The sequence below is a fragment of the Promicromonospora sukumoe 327MFSha3.1 genome, assembly GCF_000385135.1.
GTDB lineage: Bacteria > Actinomycetota > Actinomycetes > Actinomycetales > Cellulomonadaceae > Promicromonospora > Promicromonospora sukumoe_B.
The window spans coordinates 85110-105389 of sequence record NZ_ARQM01000004.1; the positions used below are offsets into that span (position 1 = coordinate 85110).

16 protein-coding genes are annotated in these 20280 nt (G+C 71.3%); 11 read left to right on the plus strand and 5 right to left on the minus strand.

Translation table 11 applies throughout. The annotated features are described in order from the left end of the window. The first annotated feature begins 16 nt into the window (after nucleotides 1-16). Together H291_RS0102540 and deoC are read left to right on the plus strand one after the other, a co-directional pair. The gene (locus H291_RS0102540; protein ID WP_020013409.1) at nucleotides 17-1132 is read left to right on the plus strand and encodes an adenosine deaminase; all 1116 of its coding nucleotides are present in this window, start codon (nucleotides 17-19) and stop codon (nucleotides 1130-1132) included. After that, the gene (gene deoC, locus H291_RS0102545; protein ID WP_020013410.1) at nucleotides 1129-1875 is read left to right on the plus strand and encodes a deoxyribose-phosphate aldolase; all 747 of its coding nucleotides are present in this window, start codon (nucleotides 1129-1131) and stop codon (nucleotides 1873-1875) included. The genes H291_RS0102540 and deoC overlap by 4 nt, the downstream gene beginning before the upstream one ends. A gap of 130 nt (nucleotides 1876-2005) precedes the next feature. Here deoC and H291_RS0102550 read toward each other — a convergent pair whose 3' ends face one another. Then, entirely contained in the window at nucleotides 2006-4732 is a 2727-nt protein-coding gene (locus tag H291_RS0102550) for a glycosyltransferase (protein ID WP_026365318.1), read from the minus strand. A 218-nt stretch (nucleotides 4733-4950) separates the two neighbouring features. Between H291_RS0102550 and H291_RS0102555 the strand changes: the two genes are divergently transcribed. Further along, entirely contained in the window at nucleotides 4951-5490 is a 540-nt protein-coding gene (locus H291_RS0102555; RefSeq protein WP_020013412.1) for a DUF402 domain-containing protein, read from the plus strand. 33 nt (nucleotides 5491-5523) lie between these two features. Here the strand turns inward: H291_RS0102555 and H291_RS0102560 are convergent, their stop codons facing one another. Next, entirely contained in the window at nucleotides 5524-6324 is an 801-nt protein-coding gene (locus tag H291_RS0102560; RefSeq protein ID WP_026365320.1) for a siderophore-interacting protein, read from the minus strand. Between the two features lie 155 nt (nucleotides 6325-6479). Between H291_RS0102560 and H291_RS0102565 the strand changes: the two genes are divergently transcribed. Together H291_RS0102565 and rfbB are read left to right on the plus strand one after the other, a co-directional pair. Next, complete coding sequence (locus tag H291_RS0102565) at nucleotides 6480-7646, plus strand: nucleotide sugar dehydrogenase (RefSeq protein WP_020013415.1); 1167 nt, start codon at nucleotides 6480-6482, stop codon at nucleotides 7644-7646. A 3-nt stretch (nucleotides 7647-7649) separates the two neighbouring features. Next, nucleotides 7650-8645 (plus strand): dTDP-glucose 4,6-dehydratase, encoded by a 996-nt coding sequence (gene rfbB, locus H291_RS0102570; RefSeq protein ID WP_020013416.1) that lies wholly within the window; start codon nucleotides 7650-7652, stop codon nucleotides 8643-8645. A gap of 187 nt (nucleotides 8646-8832) precedes the next feature. Here the strand turns inward: rfbB and H291_RS0102575 are convergent, their stop codons facing one another. Continuing rightward, nucleotides 8833-9468 (minus strand): dTDP-4-dehydrorhamnose 3,5-epimerase family protein, encoded by a 636-nt coding sequence (locus H291_RS0102575; RefSeq protein WP_020013417.1) that lies wholly within the window; start codon nucleotides 9466-9468, stop codon nucleotides 8833-8835. A gap of 54 nt (nucleotides 9469-9522) precedes the next feature. Here H291_RS0102575 and rfbD point away from each other — a divergent pair, with 54 nt between their 5' ends. Beyond that, a complete protein-coding gene (gene rfbD / locus H291_RS0102580) occupies nucleotides 9523-10395 on the plus strand; it encodes a dTDP-4-dehydrorhamnose reductase (RefSeq protein WP_020013418.1) in 873 nt (290 codons plus the stop codon). 147 nt (nucleotides 10396-10542) lie between these two features. Here the strand turns inward: rfbD and H291_RS0102585 are convergent, their stop codons facing one another. Beyond that, a complete protein-coding gene (locus H291_RS0102585; protein WP_020013419.1) occupies nucleotides 10543-11052 on the minus strand; it encodes a hypothetical protein in 510 nt (169 codons plus the stop codon). 182 nt (nucleotides 11053-11234) lie between these two features. Further along, on the minus strand, nucleotides 11235-12101 hold the full coding sequence (rfbA, locus tag H291_RS0102590) for a glucose-1-phosphate thymidylyltransferase RfbA (protein WP_020013420.1): 867 nt from the start codon (nucleotides 12099-12101) through the stop codon (nucleotides 11235-11237). 205 nt (nucleotides 12102-12306) lie between these two features. On the opposite strand from rfbA, the gene H291_RS28330 reads away from it, so the two are divergent. The 5 genes from H291_RS28330 (at nucleotide 12307) to tagD (ending at nucleotide 20262) form a co-directional block, all read left to right on the plus strand. Then, on the plus strand, nucleotides 12307-13380 hold the full coding sequence (locus H291_RS28330; RefSeq protein WP_084467639.1) for an LCP family protein: 1074 nt from the start codon (nucleotides 12307-12309) through the stop codon (nucleotides 13378-13380). Between the two features lie 315 nt (nucleotides 13381-13695). Beyond that, entirely contained in the window at nucleotides 13696-15513 is a 1818-nt protein-coding gene (locus tag H291_RS0102600; protein ID WP_020013422.1) for a glycosyltransferase family protein, read from the plus strand. Between the two features lie 20 nt (nucleotides 15514-15533). Then, complete coding sequence (wecC, locus tag H291_RS0102605) at nucleotides 15534-16793, plus strand: UDP-N-acetyl-D-mannosamine dehydrogenase (RefSeq protein WP_020013423.1); 1260 nt, start codon at nucleotides 15534-15536, stop codon at nucleotides 16791-16793. After that, entirely contained in the window at nucleotides 16790-19873 is a 3084-nt protein-coding gene (locus tag H291_RS32170) for a bifunctional glycosyltransferase/CDP-glycerol:glycerophosphate glycerophosphotransferase (RefSeq protein WP_020013424.1), read from the plus strand. The genes wecC and H291_RS32170 overlap by 4 nt, the downstream gene beginning before the upstream one ends. After that, nucleotides 19870-20262 (plus strand): glycerol-3-phosphate cytidylyltransferase, encoded by a 393-nt coding sequence (tagD, locus tag H291_RS0102615; RefSeq protein ID WP_020013425.1) that lies wholly within the window; start codon nucleotides 19870-19872, stop codon nucleotides 20260-20262. The genes H291_RS32170 and tagD overlap by 4 nt, the downstream gene beginning before the upstream one ends. The last annotated feature ends 18 nt before the right edge of the window (nucleotides 20263-20280 follow it).

A 20280-nucleotide genomic window follows, 5' to 3' on the forward strand; every position in this document is an offset into this window, starting at 1 on the left:
ACGGTAGGTTGTCAGCATGACCACGCAAGACCCCGGGGCCCGCCCCGGCGAGGCGCTCCTCCGCGCCCTGCCCAAGGTACTGCTCCACGACCACCTCGACGGCGGCCTGCGACCGCAGACCGTCCTCGAGCTCGCCGACGCCGCCGGGCACGAGCTGCCCGCCGGCGACGCCGACTCGCTGGCCGCCTGGTTCCGCGACGCGGCCGACTCCGGCTCGCTCGTGCGGTACATCGAGACCTTCGAGCACACCATCGCCGTCATGCAGACGGCCGACAACCTGGCCCGCGTCGCCCGCGAGGCGGTGCTCGACCTGGCCGCCGACGGCGTCGTCTACGCCGAGCAGCGCTGGGCTCCTGAGCAGCACCTGGCCGGCGGCCTGTCGCTCGGCGCGGCCGTCGAGGCCGTCCAGGCCGGGATCGACGACGGCATCGCGGCCGCCGCGGCCGAGGGCCACATCATCCGGGTGGGCCAGATCGTCGGCGCGATGCGGCAGGCGGACCGCTGGCACGAGGTCGCCGAGCTCGCCGTCACCTACCGCGACCGCGGCGTCGTCGGGTTCGACATCGCCGGGCCCGAGGACGGGTTCCTGCCCTCGCGGCACCTCGGCATCTGGCGGTTCCTCGCCGAGCACGACGTGCCCGTGACCATCCACGCCGGCGAGGCCGCCGGCCTCGACTCCATCGGGCAGGCCGTACACCTCGGGCAGGCCGACCGCCTGGGCCACGGCGCGCGGATCATCGACGACATCGCGTTCACGACCGACGGCGACCAGGCCGCCGAGCTCGGCCGCCTGGCGCACTGGGTGCGCGACCACCAGATCCCGCTCGAGCTGTGCCCCGTGTCGAACCTCCAGACGGGCGTCGCCGGCTCGATCGCGGCGCACCCGATCACCCGCCTCAAGGAGCTGGACTTCGCCGTCACGCTCAACACGGACAACCGCCTCATGTCCCGCACCTCGATGACGCACGAGATGAAGCTCCTCGTCGACGAGGCCGGCTGGACCCTCGACGACCTGGCGGACGTGACCGTCACCGCCGCCTGGGGCGCGTTCATCCACCACGACGAGCGCCGCGACCTCGTGGACCAGGTCATCCTCCCCGGATTTCAGAAAGTAGAAGGTGCCCTCGTATGACCGCATCGACTCCCGCGCCGCACGTCCTCGTGCCGCGTGACAAGGCGGCCCTCGCCGCGTTCGTGGACCACACCCTGCTCAAGCCGGAGGCCACGGCCGCCGACGTCGCGGCCCTCGTCGAGGAGGGCGCCGAGCTCGGCGTCTACTCGGTGTGCGTCTCGCCCTCGTTCGTCTCGCTAGCGGTGGAGGTCGCCGCCGGGCGGCTCGCCGTCGCCACGGTCTGCGGGTTCCCGTCGGGCAAGCACATGAGCGACGTCAAGGCGTTCGAGGCCGCCCGCTCGGTGGCCGACGACGCCGACGAGGTCGACATGGTGATCGACGTCGGCACCGCCCGCGCCGGCCGGTTCGACGTCGTCGAGGCCGACATCGCCGCCGTCCGCGGCGCCGTCCAGCCCGGCCGCGTGCTCAAGGTGATCATCGAGTCCGCCGCGCTCACCGACGAGCAGATCGTCGGTGCCTGCAAGGCGGCCGAGGCCGCCGGCGCCGACTTCGTCAAGACGTCCACGGGCTTCCACCCGGCCGGCGGCGCCTCCGTGCACGCCGTCTCGCTCATGGCCCGCACCGTCGGCGCGGTGGGCGGGGGCAGCCTCGGGGTCAAGGCCTCCGGCGGCATCCGGGACCTGGAGACGGCGCTCGCGATGATCGAGGCGGGCGCCACCCGCCTGGGGCTGTCGGGCACGGCCTCGGTCCTGGCGGGCTTCGACGAGGACGCGCCGGCCCCGGCGTCGACCGACACGTACTGACGCACCTCGTTCGCTGGTCGAGCTTGTCGAGACCTTCGCGGGTCGATCTGCGTTCGCTGGTCGAGCTTGTCGAGACCTGGGTCTCGACAAGCTCGACCAACGAGAGGCGCGACCTGCGAGGAGCCGCGCCTCAGCCGCGCCGGGTCGAGAGCCAGGACTCCGCGGCCCGCCAGTGCTCCTTGAGCAGGACGTACCGGTCCTCGTGCCACGGCTTGACCGGGCCCGCCCAGTGGATCAGGGCCGGCTCCGACACGAGCTCCTGCGTGGGCCACGCGTTCCACCGCGCGTCCAGCACCCGGTACCGCGACCCGGCGTACGCGTTCAGCACGTCCTGGTCGTTGAGGCCGTACCGCTCGGCGTACGGCACGAACTCGGCGGTGAAGCCGTCGGCCCGCATCACGTCCAGGTTCAGCAGCAGGATGCCCGCGTTGAAGCCCTGGTAGCCGTGCCGGTGCCGCTGCATCATGGCGCGCACCAGGTCCCGCGCGGCCGCCGGGTCGTGCTTGAGCAGCCGCGTGGCCCGGATGACGTTGCCCACGCCGTGCCGGTAGTTGTACGAGATCGACGGGCGGGCGGCCAGCGGCGCCCCGCCCAGGTCGGTGTCGTACAGCTCCGCCAGGTCCGTCACGGTCAGCGCGTCCAGGTCGTGGTAGAGCACGCGGTCCAGGTGCGGCAGCAGCTCGGGCAGCAGCAGCCGGTCCATCGTGGCGACCGTGATGTGCTTGAGCATGCCGAGCACGGCCCCGTAGTCGATCCCGTCGCAGGCGTACCACTCGAACGTGACCTCGGGGAACAGCGCGGCGAGCCGCTCGTGGTCCGCCGTGCCGTGGTCGCGCGTGAGGGCGACGAACCGCACGGGCCGGTCGGTGTGCCGCACCACCCCGGCGACGACCACCTCCATCTGGGCGCGCAGGTTGCCGTCCAGGGCCACGGCCACGTTGAGCTCGCCCGCCGCGGACCGCGGCGTCGTCGCCGCCACGACCGTGCGCGTGGCGCGCACGCCGGCCACGATGCCGGCCACGTCGCAGGTGCCCGACGGCGCGGCCACCGGTGCGGCGTGCACCACCAGCGCCCGCTCCACCTCGGGCGCCACGGTGGCAGCCCAGGTCGCGTAGACCTCGTCGCGGGACGCGCCGGCGAGGACGCGGCCCATGGCGGGCGCCACGAGGCCGCGGATCTTCTCCCGCATCGCCAGCCGGGCGGCCTCGTCGGCGTCGAGCAGGCCGGCGAACCGGATGTCGGCGTCGTTCCGGGGGCGGAAGTCGACGTTCGCCCCGATGGACCAGGACGGCAGGAAGGCGTGCAGGCGCGAGGTGACCACGCGCGAGTACCGGCCGCGGTAGGAGTCGAGCAGGTCCACGGCGTCGTGCACGTTCCGGGCGAACGGGTTGCTGCGCACCGAGGGGTGCAGGTGCGTGACCAGCTCGCTGCCGGCGTCGTGCTCGGGCACGGGCGTGTCCACGTACACGGCCGGGGCGCCGGCGGGCGCGGGCGTGTGGCCCGCGGGGAAGACCGTGTCGATGGTGGTGGTGAGGCAGCCGCTGAAGAACGCCGGGACGCCCGCGTTGAGCAGCAGGTGCACGGTGGTCCAGTCGCGGCAGCCGATCGGCCCGTGGGCCCGCAGGTAGTCGATCGCGGTGGGCGTCAGGATGGCGTGCTTGTTGATGTGGAACGACACGAACAGCGGCTGCAGGTTCTCGTGGAACGGAAAGTCGAACCGCAGGTCGAACTGGCTGTGCATGTACCAGCCGAACGCGAGCATCCACGTGTTCTCCGGCACGGCGTCGAGCCGGGACATGTCGCGCTGCACCAGGGTCAGGTCGACGTCGGCGCCCGGTCCCGGCACCACGTGCTCGGGCCGCACCCGGTCCGCGAGGCGCCGCACGGGCTCGGTGACGGCGTCGTCGCCGTGCAGGCGCACGCCCTCGTGGCGGAGCAGGTGGCCCAGGCTCGCGATGGTCTGCACGGTGTCGCCGATGTTGCTGGAGGACACGTTCTCGTCGGGCGCCTTGTAGTCGAGCACGGCGAACGACACGTGCCCCGTAGGCACCTTCGCAGGGGTGGCGGGCCGCAGCGCCTTCTCGATCCAGGGTGCGAGGTGGTCCACGGACGCCTGGACCTGCTCGGTCAGCCCGGTCGCGTGGCGGGCGGCGTCGAGGGCCTCGGCGGCCAGGGCGTACTCGTCGGCGATGAACAGCAGCCGGGCGAGGTCGAGCAGCACCGCGGCGTCGGACACGAACCCGTGGCGCACCCAGGTGGCCGCCGTGCGGGCGACGTCGGGGTCGGCCATGGCGATGCCGGCCCGCAGGTACTCCGCCGGGGCGAGCCGGGCGGCGTCGTCGGGCCCGAGCTGGCGCAGGAGGTCCCACGCGAGCTCGCGCAGGCCCACGCGCTGCGCGATCAGGGCCGCGCCGGCGACCCCGGCGCGCCGGGTCTCGGGATAGGCCATGAGCGAGTGGCAGAGCGACCGCCACTGGCTGGTGTCCAGCGTGCGGGCCCCGCGGATCGAGGTGGTGACGGCCTCGTCGACCGGCAGGCCGCGACGCAGGGCGGCGGTGACCACCGCATCGCCCGACGGCGGCTCGGGGCGCTCCTGGAACGGGCGGTCGGCGGCGCGGTCCGGGGCGGACCACACCTCGCGCGGCAGCCGGTTGGGCTCCTTGGCCAGGGCCCAGGACTCCTGGTCCGGGGCCGGCAGGGGCCGGGCGTCCGGTAACGGGTCCGGCCTGTCCGGATGCGGGTTGTGCAGAGTCTCGGCCGTGGCGGCGAGCAGCGCCTCGGTGATCATCTCGTCGGCGGCCGGGACCTGGTGCGCAGTCTCACCGGACGCGGCGAGACGGCGGCTTGCAGGGGACATGAAGACTCCTCGTGGGGTCGACGGTTGAGCAGGAGAACCGTCGTCCCGGCGTGTGCACGGCGCCGACGGTGGCCAGAGCGTAGTGCCCTTCGGTTACGGCCCGACGACGACTGGGTAGGCTCCCGGACATGTCTGCGCAACAACCTGCTGACCAGGGCTTTTCAGGGTCTCGGCCGACGCCGCGGCCGACCGGGCCGGGGACCCTCGTGGGCTGCCGTATGCGCAAGTGGGACGGCACCCCGCACTGGCGTTTCGACGCCGCGTACCTCGGCGAGGACGAGCACGGCGTCTGGCTCGGCTACCCGACCGGGACCCGGTTCAGCCGGCCCGGGCGGGACTACCGCACACGCCACCCGGGGGTCGTCCTCTTCGGCGACGGCGGGTGGGTCGCCGACCTCTACCGCGACAACCCGCGGGGCGTGCTGCTCTACATCGACCTCGCCACGGTGCCTGAGTGGCGCGCCGTGCCCGACGGCGGGGGTCGCCGCCGTCCGGCGTTCGAGGTCTCCGCCGTCGACATGGACCTCGACGTGCTGGCGCTGCGGCCAGGCAGCGAGCGGGCGCGGGAGCGGGGCGACTTCTTCATCGACGACGAGGACGAGTTCGCCGAGCACACCGTCCGCTACGGGTACCCGCCGGAGGTCGTGGCCCAGGTGCGGTCGGACGCCGACGCCCTGCTCGCCGCGGTGAGCGCCGGGGAGGCGCCGTACGACGGCGCCACGGCGGACCGCTGGTTCGCGGTGCTCGACGGGCTGTAGTACGTCCTGATGTGGCCGGTGCGCTCAGCGCGCTCAGTGCGCGCTGAGGACCAGGTCGTCCTGCTCGACGGCGGCGCGCCACTCGGGCTTCTCCGCGCGCCAGTGCTCGTCGTCGCGGCCGCGGCGCCAGTAGCCCGAGGCCGAGAGCAGCTCGCGCGGCACGCCCAGCGCGGCGCGGGCCCAGCGGCGCAGGTCGCGCACGCAGCCGGCCTCGCCGTGCAGGAACGTGTGCGGGGCGCCGTCGGGCAGCTCGGCCGCCTGCACGACGTCGACCAGGTTCGCGCCGGCGGACCGGTGGACCCAGGTGAGGTGGAGGTTCGCGGCGCTGATGATCGGCTGCTCCTCCGACGCGTCGGAGACCTCGACGAAGACGTGCGCCACGGCGCCGTCGGGCATGGCCTCGCACGCGGCCGCGATGGCCGGGAGGGCGGACTCGTCGCCCGCAAGGAGGTGCCACGGGGCGTCCGGGGACGGCGCGTAGTCGCCGCCCGGGCCCACGAAGGAGACCTCGTCGCCCGGCTGGACCCGCTGCGCCCAGGGGCCGCCGTGGCCCACGTCGCCGTGCGTGACGACGTCGATGTCCCAGCCGGCCTCGGTCACCGCGCGGATCGTGTAGGTGCGCAGCACGGGGCGGCCCTCGGGCTCCGTGGGCTCCGCCATGACCAGCTTCACGTAGCGGTCGGGGAACGGCGTGGCGTCGGTGCCGGCCAGTGCCTCACCGCCGATCGACACCCGGATCATGTGCGGCGTGAGCTGCCGGACCGCGGTCACGGTCGCCGTGGTGCGGACGCCCTTGCGGGGCCTTGCGGGGGATGCGGCGGTGTTCTCAGACATGGTGAGGCAAGCCTAACCTCGCAGGCGTGCGCACGCCGGTGTGGCGTGCGTCACTGGGCGAAGCGCGAGAGATCGGACCTGGGGCCGATGAGCGGGAGCCTGCCACGCGCCTACCATGGGCGCGTCGTCCAAGTCTTCCTGTCAGGAGCATCGTCGTGAAGATCGCTGTTGTCGGTACGGGGTATGTCGGGCTGTCGAACGCGGTGCTGCTCGCGCAGCACCACGAGGTGTTCACGCTGGACGTGGACCCCGCCAAGGTCGCGCTGGTCAACGACCGCAGGTCGCCGATCGTTGACGCGGAGCTGGAGCAGTACCTGGCCGAGGTCGACCTGAACCTGACCGCGACCCTCGACAAGGACGCCGCCTACGCGGGCGCGGGGGTGGTGGTCATCGCGACCCCGACGAACTACGACGAGGAGTCCAACTTCTTCGACACCTCGTCGGTGGAGACCGTGATCGCGGACGTCCTGGTCGCGGCGCCGGAGGCGACGATCGTGATCAAGTCGACGATCCCGGTCGGGTTCACCCGGCGCATGCGCGAGGAGCACCCCGGCGCGGCGATCGTGTTCTCCCCGGAGTTCCTGCGCGAGGGCCGGGCGCTGTACGACAACCTGCACCCCTCGCGCATCGTGGTCGGCGACCGCGGCCCGCGGGGCAAGCAGTTCGCGGACCTGCTGCTGGAGGGCGCCCTGACCAAGGACACCCCCGTGCTGCTGACGGACCCGACCGAGGCGGAGGCGATCAAGCTGTTCGCCAACACCTACCTCGCGCTGCGGGTCGCGTACTTCAACGAGCTCGACACGTACGCGGCGACCCACGGCCTGGACACGGCGCAGATCATCGAGGGCGTCGGCCTGGACCCTCGCATCGGCACCCACTACAACAACCCCTCGTTCGGGTACGGCGGGTACTGCCTGCCGAAGGACACGAAGCAGCTGCTGGCGAACTACGCCGACGTGCCGCAGAACCTGATCAACGCGGTCGTCGAGGCGAACACGACCCGCAAGGACTTCGTCGCCGCGGACATCCTGCGCCGTGAGCCGAAGACGGTCGGGGTCTACCGACTGGTGATGAAGTCCGGGTCGGACAACTTCCGGGCATCCTCGATCCAGGGCATCATGAAGCGCATCAAGGCCAAGGGCATCGAGGTCATCGTCTACGAGCCCAGCCTGGAGGACGACGAGTTCTTCTCCAGCGAGGTCGTCCGCGACCTGGATGCGTTCAAGGGCCGCGCCGACGTCATCATCGCGAACCGCCGCACCGAGGCGCTCGACGACGTGGCCGACAAGGTCTACACCCGCGACATCTACGGACGGGACTGAGCGATGCGCGTGCTGGTCACCGGCGGCGCCGGTTTCATCGGGGCCAACTTCGTGCACCAGACGGTGCGCGAGCGCCCCGACGCGCGGGTCACCGTGCTCGACGCCCTCACCTACGCGGGCGACCGCACGTCGCTCGACCCGGTCGCGGACCAGGTCGAGCTGGTCGAGGGCTCGATCACCGACGCGCCGCTCGTGGACCGCCTCGTGGGGGAGTCGGACCTGGTGGTCCACTTCGCCGCCGAGTCGCACAACGACAACTCGCTGAACGACCCGTCGCCGTTCGTGCAGACCAACCTGGTGGGCACGTTCACGCTGCTGGAGGCGGTGCGCCGGCACGGGGTGCGGTTCCACCACATCTCGACCGACGAGGTGTACGGCGACCTGCCGCTGGACACCCCGGAGCGGTTCACGCCGGACACCCCGTACAACCCGTCGTCGCCGTACTCCTCGACCAAGGCGGGCTCCGACCTGCTGGTCCGGGCCTGGGTGCGGTCCTTCGGCGTGCAGGCGACCATCTCGAACTGCTCGAACAACTACGGCCCGTACCAGCACATCGAGAAGTTCATCCCGCGGCAGGTCACCAACCTGATCGACGGCGTGCGCCCCCGCCTGTACGGCGCCGGCCTCAACGTGCGCGACTGGATCCACGTCGAGGACCACAACAGCGCGGTCTGGGCCATCATCGAGAAGGGCGTCGTCGGCGAGACGTACCTGATCGGAGCCGACGGCGAGACCAGCAACCTCGACGTGGTGCGCACCCTGCTGGAGATCTTCGGGCGCGACGCCGACGACTACGACCACGTGACCGACCGGCCGGGGCACGACCTGCGGTACGCGATCGACGCGAGCCGGCTGCGCACGGAGCTGGGGTGGGCGCCGCGGTACACGGACTTCCGCGAGGGGCTGGCGGCGACCGTGGAGTGGTACCGGGAGAACGAGGCCTGGTGGAGGGGCGCGAAGGCTCTGACGGAGGCCAAGTACGCGGCTTCGGGGCAGTAGCTTCTCTTGGGTTCGGGCCTGTGGCTGGGTCCGGTCCGGGCGAACGTGAGGGGTGCGCCGCCTCGCTCACGGGCCCCAGGGGGCCCTCCGCTACGGTTTTACGGCGGCGCACCCCTCACGTTCGCCCGGACCTCTGCTGTTGGGTCGCCCTTGCTCGCTGGCGGGGTGGTTGCGTACTTGGCCTCCGTCAGAGCCTGGTCGCTGGGGCGGTTTGAAGACCGGCGACGTAGGTGCTGACCGCTTCCATGGTTGGGAGGAGGCCCTGGGACTGGGCCTCCTTCAGGGTGGGGGCCGCCTCGTCCTTCTCCGAGAGGAGGGGCGTGAGCGGGGTGCCGTCTCTCGCCGTGGTGGGCCAGGCGATGGCGAGGTCCTCGTCGAGGGGGTGGATGCCGTGCTCTCGGCCCGGGGCGTAGCCCGCGGAGCAGAGGTAGAGGACCGTCGAGCTGTCCTCCAGGGACATGAATGCGTGGCCCAGGCCCTCGGACAGGTAGATCGCGCGGCGGTCGACGTCGTCCAGGAGGACGGCGTCCCAGGTGCCGAAGGTGGGCGAACCCACCCGGATGTCCACGACGACGTCGAGCACGGCGCCGCCGACGCACATGACGTACTTGGCCTGGCTGGGCGGCACGTCGGCGAAGTGGATGCCGCGGAGCACCCCGGCGGCGGAGACCGAGCAGTTGGCCTGCTGGAGGTCGAAGGAGTGCCCGACGGCGTCGGCGAACGGGCCCGCCCTGAAGGCCTCCAGGAAGAGCCCGCGGGGGTCCCCGTGCTGCTTGGGCGTGATCTCGAACGCGCCGGGCACTGCCAGCTCGCGGTACTCCATGAGGCTCCTTGAGTGGTTCGTCGACGGCCCTGCGACCCTGGTTAGGATCCTAGGGTGACCAGCGGACAGAGCACGAAGCAGGGCTGGGTGGTCTTCGGCGCGGCCGGCATGCTCGGCCAGGACATGGTGGCCGCGGCGGAGGCCGCGGGGCACCGCGTGACCGCACTGCGGCGGGCCGACGTCGACATCACCGACGCCTCGGCGGTGCTCGCCGCGGTGGCCGGCCACGACGTCGTCGTCAACTGCGCGGGCTGGACCGCCGTCGACGACGCGGAGACGCACGAGCCCGAGGCCTTCGCCGCGAACGCGACGGGACCCGCGCACCTCGCGCGCGCTGCGGCGGCGTCCGGGGCGCGCCTGGTCCACGTGTCCACGGACTACGTGTTCGACGGCGTCGCCACGCAGCCGTACGCCGAGGACGCGCCGGTGGACCCCCGCTCGGCCTACGGGCGCACCAAGGCCGCCGGCGAGTGGGCGGTGCGCGCGCTCGCGCCGGACGCCCTGGTGGTGCGTACCGCCTGGCTCTACGGGGCGGGCGGTAAGTGCTTCCCGAAGACCATCGCGCGCGTCGCGGGGGAGCGGGACCGGCTCACCGTCGTGGACGACCAGACCGGGCAGCCCACCTGGACCGCCGACCTGGCCGACCTCGTCGTACGCCTCCTGGCCGCGGGAGCGCCCGGTGGGCTGTACCACGGCACGTCGTCGGGCCACGTGACGTGGCACGGGTTCGCCCGCGAGGTGGTCGCGGCCGCCGGGCTGACGACGCCGGTGGACCCGACGACGAGCGCCGCCTACCAGGCGCCGGCGCCCCGGCCGAAGTACTCGGTGCTGGGGCACGACCGGCTCCGGGCGGCGGGCGTGGAGCCGATCGGCGACTGGGCCGACCGCTGGAAGGCGGCGGCGGGGACGGTGCTTGGAACCCCGTAGGGCCGTGGACGTGCCCTCTGGTGCGACGCCTCGGTGTCGTGGACAGGGCGTGACCGGTGCCGTAATCTTGGCGGTGCTAGGGGCAGGAGCTCCAAGAAGTGAGCCCGGCAGCCATCCGGACGGTTGGTGAGCCGGGCTTCGCGCTGTCTACGGCAGGTCGACGGTGCGGACGATGACGTTCGCCACCTCGTCGAGCCAGGGGCGGCCCTTCTGGATGCACCACGCGATCGCGTCCGGCACCCAGAGCATCGGGTCGTCGTGCCGGTTGAGGTGCAGATACTCCGTATCGCGCCGGTTGCCAGGGCCCAGTTCCTCATAGAGCCAGCGTTCGTCATGGACTTGCAGTGAGTCGTCGCGCTCGAGGACGATCCGCCGTGGCCTCGCGTTCACGGCGTCGCGCGCGAGCGCTCGGATGCATCGCTCGCGTGATTCCCGGGACCCGTGCTTGCCGGACACCCGGTAGACCGTGACCTCGATGGGCAGGTCGGCGATGATCTTGAGGACCGCGCGCCGGGACGAGTTGCTCTCCTTGGTGAAGTGCAGGCTCCGCTGTCCGGCTCGGAGCTGCTGGCGCAGGTCCTTCCGGGCGACGCCGAGCACTGCTGTCGACACGGCCGCTACCACGACGATGAATCGGCCCGCCTTGGTCTCGTCCACGAACCAGTGAGCGGGGCTCGCGGCGGTCGGGCTGCTCGGAGCCGGATCCGGTCGTCGGCTTCTGGGCATGCGGGCGCTCAATCGATCTCCTCCGTAGGTGTGGTGAGGCTACGGGGGTGCGCCTTTGCGCCCGCAAGCGCGACACGCCGTGTGCCCGGTATAGGCGAGTCGGCGCTACCGGGTCACTGCTGCTCCAGCAGCCCCAGGAGGTAGGTGCCGTAGCCCGACTTGGTGAGCTTCTCCGCCCGGGTGCGCAGGTCGTCGTCGGACAGGAAGCCGCGCCGCCAGGCGACCTCCTCGGGGGCGCCGATCTTCAGGCCCTGGCGCCGCTCGATGGTGCGGACGTAGTCCGAGGCCTCGAGCAGCGAGTCGAAGGTGCCGGTGTCGAGCCAGGCCGTGCCGCGGGGGAGCACCTCGACCTGGAGCCGCCCCTGGCGCAGGTACTCGGCGTTGACGTCGGTGATCTCGTACTCGCCGCGCGCCGAGGGCTTGAGCCCCTTGGCGATCTCGACGACGTCGTTGTCGTAGAAGTACAGGCCGGGCACCGCGTAGCTGGACCTCGGCCGAGCGGGCTTCTCCTCCAGGGAGAGCGCCTTGCCGTCGTCGTCGAACTCGACCACGCCGTAGGCGGTGGGGTCGGCGACGCGGTAGGCGAAGACGGCGCCGCCGTCGAGGTCGGCGAACCGCATGAGCTGATGGCCCAGTCCTGGGCCGTAGAAGATGTTGTCGCCCAGGACGAGCGCCGCGGACTCGCTGCCCAGGAACTCCTCGCCGAGCACGAAGGCCTGGGCGAGCCCGTCGGGGGACGGCTGGGCCGTGTAGGTGATCGAGATGCCGAACTGGGAGCCGTCGCCGAGGAGGCGCTGGAACTGCCCGGCGTCATGCGGCGTCGTGATGACCAGGATGTCGCTGATCCCGGCCAGGATCAGCGTGGAGAGCGGGTAGTAGATCATCGGCTTGTCGTAGACCGGGACGAGCTGCTTGCTGATGCCCTGGGTGATCGGGTGCAGGCGAGTGCCCGAACCGCCGGCGAGAATGATTCCGCGCATGAGGCGGATCCTCCCACGCCTCGGGTGGCCAGGGGACTTCCACCGGTGTCCATCTCCCATCAGGAAATCTCCCGGGAAGATTCACCCGGCTGAAATTCAATGCCGGACGAACGGCTGACCTGCACGTCGGGGAAGGGGTGAATCACGGGTGATCTCCTTCCGAGGGTGATGCGTCGGATACCGCTGGAGCGGTACTCAATTGCCTATGCATGGACCTGAAGGAGTCGGTGACCTGCTCACCGCGCCGAATCCCGGCGAACCCGAGTCGCAGCCCACCCGCCGTCGTCGACGGAGCAAGGGGTTCGTGGCGGCGATCGTCATCGGCGCCCTGGTGCTGGTCGGCGGGAGCGGGGCCATGGCCTACTACGGCTACCGGATCGCGCTCGACGAGAAGATCGAGCGCATCGACGACCCGTTCGCCGACATCGACGACGCCTCCCGGCCCGAGCCCGCGCCGATGGAGGGCACCACGGCGCCCGTGAACATCCTGGCGCTCGGCTCCGACAGCCGGATCTCGGCGGGGAACCCGTCCGACTGGAAGGTCGGGGCACAGCGCACGGACGCGATCCTGCTGCTGCACCTGTCCGCCGACCGGAAGTCGGCCGCTGCGATCTCGATCCCGCGCGACTCCTGGGTGGACATCCCCGGCGTCGGCGAGGGCAAGATCAACGCCGCGTTCTCGTACGGCGGCCCGGCACTGATGATCCAGACGGTCGAGCAGCTCACCGGCGTGCGGATCGACCACTTCGCGGTGAGCGACTTCGAGTCGTTCACGACGCTCACCGACACTCTCGGCGGCGTCGAGATCAAGGTGCCCGACGGCGCCGGCGGCTCGGTCGAGCAGGAGATGTCGGGCAAGGAGGCGCTGGAGTTCACGCGCGAGCGGTACGCGCTGGCGAAGGGCGACTTCGGGCGCGTGCAGCGGCAGCAGGCCTGGATGCGGGCCATCGCGACCAAGGCCACCCAGGACAAGAGCGACCTGCTGAAGATGTCCCGGTTCCTGGAGGCCGCCGTCCGGGCGGTCTCCGTCGACGAGGACCTGACGATCGACCGGATGCTGGAGCTCGCCGTCAGCGCCAAGGACCTCTCCACCGGCGACATCACGTTCATGACCGCGCCCTACGCGGGGACCGGGCGCAGCGCCGACGGGCAGTCGATCGTGCTGCTCGACCGGGAGGCGCTCGACCCGCTCATGGAGGCCGTCGCGAAGGACGACCTGCCGGACTACCTGGCCGGGTCGCCGGGCGGGATCGACATGCTGCCGGACGTCGTGGAGTAGGCCGGTCGGCACGGAGCTTCCGGCTCGGAATATCGCCCGGGTGAACATCGATACCTTTCACCCGCTATCAGCAATGGGTGGGTATGGGCCGCTTGTAACATCGGGTCACCAATGGCGCATCCTGAACTCCGGCACCTTCCTTATTGCGCCTGGCGGGGTGCCCTTCTCACTTATTGCTCTCGGGCAGACAAGGACATTCTTGCCGTGAAGGATCGTGCGTCGGGCGTGATCTCCGGGCTCCGTCGTGCGGCATGGCACCTTCGGCAGGGCGGCTTCGACCAGCTACGAACGCATCTGCGCAGGCAACAGATTCCGATGGCCAAGCAGGTCGGCGGCTCGACGTTGACGAAGGACGGGCGCACGTTCGACCCGTGGCCGGCCCGGCCCGTTTCAGCCCTGGCACGCGCTGCCAAGGCGAGCGACCGGCTCGGCGGACCGCGTGACCTGCGCGTCGGTGTGATCCTGGACGACTTCTCGCGGCTCGCGTTCGGGCCCGAGTGGGACCAGGTCGCCGTGACCCCCGCGACGTGGCGGGAGGAGCTGTCCGCCGGCCTGGACCTGCTGTTCGTGGAGTCCGCCTGGAACGGCAACGGCGGTGAGTGGCAGTACCACCTCACGGGGACGTCGGCCCCGCGGCCCGCGTTCGTCGAGCTCGTGGCGGCCTGCCGCGCGGCGGGCGTGCCCACGGTGTTCTGGAACAAGGAGGACCCGGTCCACTTCGAGGACTTCCTTGACGCGGCCCGGCTGTTCGACCGGGTCTACACCACCGACGTCGACCGGCTGCCCGCCTACGTCGAGGCGCTCGGGCACGACCGGGTCAGCGTGCTGGAGTTCGCGGCCCAGCCTGCGATCCACAACCCGGTGCGCCTGCACGGCCGGGGCCCGGAGCGGGACGTCGCGTTCGCCGGCATGTACTTCGCGCACAAGTATCCGGAGCGGCGTGAGCAGATGGACCTGCTGCTCGGTGCGGCGCTCGACGTCTCCCCGAGGATGAGGCACGGCCTGGAGATCTTCAGCCGGTTCAGGGGCGAGGACTCCCGGTACCAGTTCCCGGCCCCGCTCGACGGACGCGTCGTCGGCTCGCTCGACTACGACCGCATGCTGACCGCCTATCGCGAGTACAAGGTCTTCCTGAACGTGAACTCGGTGGTCGGCTCGCCGTCCATGTGCGCGCGGCGGATCTTCGAGATCACCGCCAGCGGCACGCCCGTCGTCTCCACACCGAGCGCAGCTGTGGGCGAGTTCTTCCCGCCGGACGAGGTCTTCGTCGCCGAGACCCGCGAGGCCGGTGCGCACGCGATCCGCGCGCTCGTGCGCTCACCGGAGCTGCGTGACCGCGCCGTCCACAAGGGCCAGCGCCGCATCTGGCGCGAGCACACCTACGAGGCCCGCGCGCAGAAGGTGCTGCACGACGCCGGGCTGGTCATGTCGCCGCTGGTGACACGGCCGAGCGTGACCGCCCTGGTCTCGACGAACCGACCGCACCAGCTCGACCACGTGCTGGGCGTGCTCGGGGCTCAGAAGGCGGTGGACCTGCAGGTCGCGCTGCTGACCCACGGGTTCGAGGTGGACGACGCCGACCTGCGCGCCCGCGCGAAGGAAGCCGGCGTCGGCTCGCTGGAGCTGTTGTCCGCACCCGCGGACGTGCCGTTGGGCGGCTGTCTCAACCGCCTGCTGGATGCGGCGGACGGCGATGTCGTGGCCAAGATCGACGACGACGACCTGTACGGCCCCCAGTACCTGTCCGACCAGCTGTACGCGCTGGCGTACTCCGGGGCGGACGTGGTGGGCAAGCAGGCGCACTACATGTACCTGGAGAGCGCGGACGCCACGATCCTGCGGTTCGCGGAGCGGGAGCACCGGTACACGGACTTCGTGATGGGGCCGACGATCGTCGCCCGGCGCGACGTGGCCGCCACGGTGCGGTTCAAGCCGGTGAGCCGGGGTGAGGACTCACGGTTCCTCCAGGGTGTGGTCCGTGGGGGAGGGACCGTGTTCTCGGCCGACCGGTTCAACTTCGTCCAGGTGAGGTCCGCCGCCGGCGGCCACTCCTGGGACGTGGCCGACACCGAGCTGCTCGCCAGCGGCGAGGTCAAGTTCTACGGGCGTGCGACATCGCACGTGGTCTTCTGAGAGCGCGGGGAACGAGAGACATGGGTATCAGCAGCGTCGGAGTCGTCGGTCTCGGATACATCGGGCTGCCGACGGCGGCAATCCTGGCTGCCAACGGCGTGTCCGTGACCGGGATCGACGTCAACCCGCAGACGGTCGACGCCGTGAACCGCGGCGAGGTGCCGTTCGTGGAGCCCGACCTGGCGACCTACGTCGGTGGGAGCGTGGCTACGGGCAAGCTGCGTGCCGTCGCGAGCCCCGAGCCGGCCGACTGCTTCATCGTCGCGGTGCCCACGCCGTTCCAGGACGGCCACGAACCAGACCTGTCGTACGTGAAGGCCGCGGCGCAGGCCGTGGCGCCGCAGCTGCGGGGCGGCGAGCTCATCATCCTCGAGTCGACCTCCCCGCCCGGGACCACGCAGAAGCTGGCCGACTGGATCCTGGAGGCCCGTCCCGACCTGAGCCTGGACGGGACCGACGGGCGGCCCGTGTTCCACGCGGCGCACTGCCCCGAGCGAGTGCTTCCGGGTCGGGTGATGGTCGAGCTGGTCACCAACGACCGGATCGTCGGCGGCCTCACGCACGAGGCGGCCGAGCGCGCGCGTGACCTGTACCGCACGTTCTGCCACGGCGAGATCCTGCTCACCGACGCGAAGACCGCCGAGATGGCGAAGCTGGTCGAGAACTCGTTCCGCGACGTGAACATCGCGTTCGCGAACGAGCTGTCCGTCATCTCGGACCGGCTCGGGATCGACGTCTGGGAGCTCGTCCGGCTCGCCAACCACCACCCGCGCGTCAACATCCTGCAGCCCGGGCCCGGAGTGGGCGGGCACTGCATCGCGGTGGACCCGTGGTTCATCGTCGATGCCGCGCCGGAGGACGCCCGGCTGATCCGGACGGCGCGGGAGGTCAACGACGCCAAGCCGGGCTGGGTGCTCGACCAGGTACGTGCCGCCGTGGCAGGGACGGAGGCGCCGGTGATCGCGGCACTCGGCCTGGCGTTCAAGCCGGACATCGACGACCTGCGGGAGTCTCCTGCCCGCCGGATCGTGGCCGAGCTCGCCGACGAGTACCCGGATGCCGAGATCCTCGTGGTGGAGCCGCACGTCGACCAGCTGCCGAAGGAGCTCGCGAACCGGCGCAACGTCGTCCTGGGCACGATCGACGACGCCGCCGCGCGTGCGGACGTCATCGCGCTGCTCGTCGGCCACTCGGCGTTCGCCCAGGTCAGCGCGGGATCGATCGTCGACGCGGGCCGGGTGCTGAGCTTTGTCGGTCCGGTAGCGGCGTCGCCCGCATGATCGCGGCCCCGTTCCGGCGGTTTCTCGGTGGCGTCGTGCGCCGGGCCCGGCGCCCCCGCCTGTCCGTCGTCATGCCGTGCCGGGACGGCGGGGAGTACCTGGAGCCGGCGATCCGCAGCGTGCTCAACCAGGACCTTCGGGACCTCGAGGTGATCGTCGTCGACGACGGGTCGACCGACGGTTCCCGGGAGGTGGTGGACCGCCTGCGTGCGCGGGACAGGCGGCTGCGTGCCGCCCGGACCCGCGGAGCCCAGGGGCCCGGCGTCGCCCGGAACCTCGGCGTGGACCTGGCCCGGGGTCGTTACCTCGCGTTCGTCGACGCGGACGACGTCGTCCTGCCCGGGGCGTACGGCGACATGGTCCGCCGGCTGCGTCGTCCGCGCGTCGACATGGTCATGGGTGGCTACCAGCGCCACGGCGTGACCGGGAGCCACCGTCCCAAGGTGGTGGCCAGGGTGCACCGAGCCGATGTGCTCGGTACCACCGCGGCACGTTCACCTGAGGCACTGGACGAACCCGTCGTCTGGAACCGCGTGTACCGCACGAGCTTCTGGCGCCGCGCGGTCGGGCCGTTTCCCGAGGCAGGCAACTACGAGGACCGCGAGCCGGCCCTGCGTGCGACGCTGCGCGCCCGTCGCTTCGACCTGCTGGAACGCGACGTCTACTCGTGGCGCCTGCCCGAGGGGCGCGGTTCTCGCTCGCAGCACAAGGCAGAGCTCACCGACCTCGAGGACCGCGTCGCGGTCATCGAGCGGAAGGTCCCGCTCCTCACCGGGGCGCCGGCTCAGGTGCGCGACAGGGTCTGGGCCCGCTGGCTCGGTACCGACCTCGGGATGTTCGCAGCGCACGTGCCCCAGTGCGACGACGCCTACTGGGCCGCGCTGCAGCAGTCGGCCGCCCGGCTTGCCGCCGGTGCCACCCCGGAGGTCTGGTCGCGGATCCAGGTGACGGACCGGCTCCTGAGCTACGTGATCAGCCAGGGCTCCAGGGAAGACGCCGAGGAGCTGCTCGGCACGCGTGCGGAGGACACCACTGCCGTGCCGCTCGTGGTGGACGGTGCGACGCTGCGAGCCGTGCCGGAGGTGCTCGGGCGGCTGACCACCCACGTCCCGGAGCACCTGCTCGTCGTCGACCCTGCGCTGCTCGAGCTGGTAACCGGGGTTCGTCGGGTCAGGTGGGTCGCTCCCGGGCTGCTGTCGGTGACCGGATGGGCGTACGTGCCAGGTCTGGAGGCGGGGACGGAAGGCGCCGTGGCCTCGATCAGCTGTCGGACCTCCGCGGGTGACGAGGTCGCGTGCGAGGTGCACCCGGCCACCGACCCGGAGATCGACGTCGAGAGCGGTGACCCGTGGCGGTCTTACGCACGAGCCGGGTTCGAGGCGCGCGTCAAGGTCGACGGACCACGCGGCACGGATCTAGCCCTCGTGGTCACGGTGGACCAGGGCGGGCTGAGCTGGACCACCGACCTGGCGGTGGGGCTTCCCGTGACGGATGAGGCCTCCGGTCCTGCCGGCCCGGATGCGGTGGGTGTGCGGACCAGTGGCTTCGGGCCTGCCCGGATACGTATGAATGGTGCCCGGGTGGACGGGGCGCAGGTCACCCTCGTCGGTCGCGTGGACCCGGCGGTGCCGTCGCTGCGCGTGGGGATCGCCACGTCCCGCGAGTCGTTCGAGACGACGGTCGAGCCGGCGCCGGACGGCTCGTTCGAGGCTCCGATCGTGGCGCCGGGCCGTGCGGCGTTCCCGAGCGACGGTTACTTCGCGCGCTGGTCGACGAAGGTCGACGGCCCGCTCGTGGGCTGGGCGCGGCCGGGCCGTGCACTCACGGAGGGCTCGATCGAGGTGGAGGGCGAGCTTCAGCGGCTGTCCATGAGACGCCACGGCGAGAACGCGGTGAGCCTGACGATCGGCCCTCCGTTGACTCCCGAGGAACGGTCTCGTGCCGGGCAGCGACGACTGCGCGATGTGTCCCGAGCAACAGGGCTCGAACGGGCGGTCCTCTTCGAGACGTTCAACGGCAAGTCGTGCGAGGGCAGCCCACGCGCGGTGTTCGCGGCTCTGCGCGCGGCCGGCGTCGACGTGCCGATGTACTGGTCCGTGCGCGACCTGTCGGTACCGGTCCCTGAGGGCGGTACCGCCCTGATCATCGGTTCGGCCGACTGGCACCGGGCGCTGGCGACGGCGCAGGTGCTGGTCAACAACAACAACTTTCCGCACTGGTTCACCAAGCGGCCGGGCCAGTTCTACCTCCAGACCTGGCACGGCACGCCCATCAAGCGACTGCTCTTCGACCTGCCGAGCTCGGCGTCGCCGCTGACGTATCGGCGGATGATGCGACGTCAGGTGCCGATGTGGGACCTGATGCTGGCGCAGACCCCCGAGGCGGAGCAGAACCTGCGTACCGGCCTCGGGTACGAGGGCGAGACGTGGGTCGTGGAGCAGCCGGCCAACGGTGTGCTCTACGAGGGTGACGGCGTGCGCGAGCGTGTGCGTGAGCAGCTCGGGCTGGCACCGGACGAACGGGTGGTGCTCTACGCGCCGACGTGGCGTGAGGCGCACCGGACCCGGTCCCGGGCCGGAACCTGGGCGGAGACGCTCGACCCGGCAGGGTTCGCGGCGGCCGTGGGCGCGCGGGTGCTGGTCCGGAGCCACCACGTCTCAGGCCGTGCGGTCGCGACGGGAGACGGCGTGCTCGACGTGAGCAGCTACCCGTCTGTCGAGGAGCTGATGCTCGCGGCCGACCTGCTGGTCAGCGACTACTCGTCGGTGCTGCACGACTGGGCGGTCACGCAGCGGCCCGCGATCGTCTACGCGCCGGACCTCGAGCTGTACCGCGACGTCGAGCGCGGCTTCTACGGCGAGTGGCCCTCCAGCTCCCCGTGGCCGCTCACCGAGACGGCTGACGACCTGGCCGCCGCCGTGCGCGCGGCGTTCGACGGCGGCACCGCGGGCGTGGCGCGGGCACTGGACGGGACCCGCGTCGGCGACGAGCGGCGTCGGCTCGTCGGAAAGATCTCCCGCCACCTGGACCGCTGGGTCACGGGCGAGGCGGATCACGTCGGTACCAAGGAGATTCGATGAAGCGCGTCATCACGTACGGAACGTTCGACATGTTGCACTACGGGCACATCGAGCTGCTGCGGCGAGCGCGTGCGCTCGGTGACTACCTGATCGTCGCGCTGTCCAGCGACGAGTTCAACGCGGGAAAGGGCAAGAAGGCCTACTTCTCGTACGACGACCGCAAGCGGATGCTAGAGGCGATCCGTCACGTCGACCTGGTCATCCCCGAGCACACCTGGGAGCAGAAGGCCTCGGATATCGGCCTGTACCAGGTGGACACGTTCGTGATCGGGGACGACTGGGCAGGAAAGTTCAACGAGCTCCAGGCGCAGTGCGAGGTCGTCTACCTGGCGCGGACGCCCGAGATCTCGACCACGCAGATCAAGGCAGAGCTGACGAAGGCGTCCTGAACGACCTGGTCAGGACAA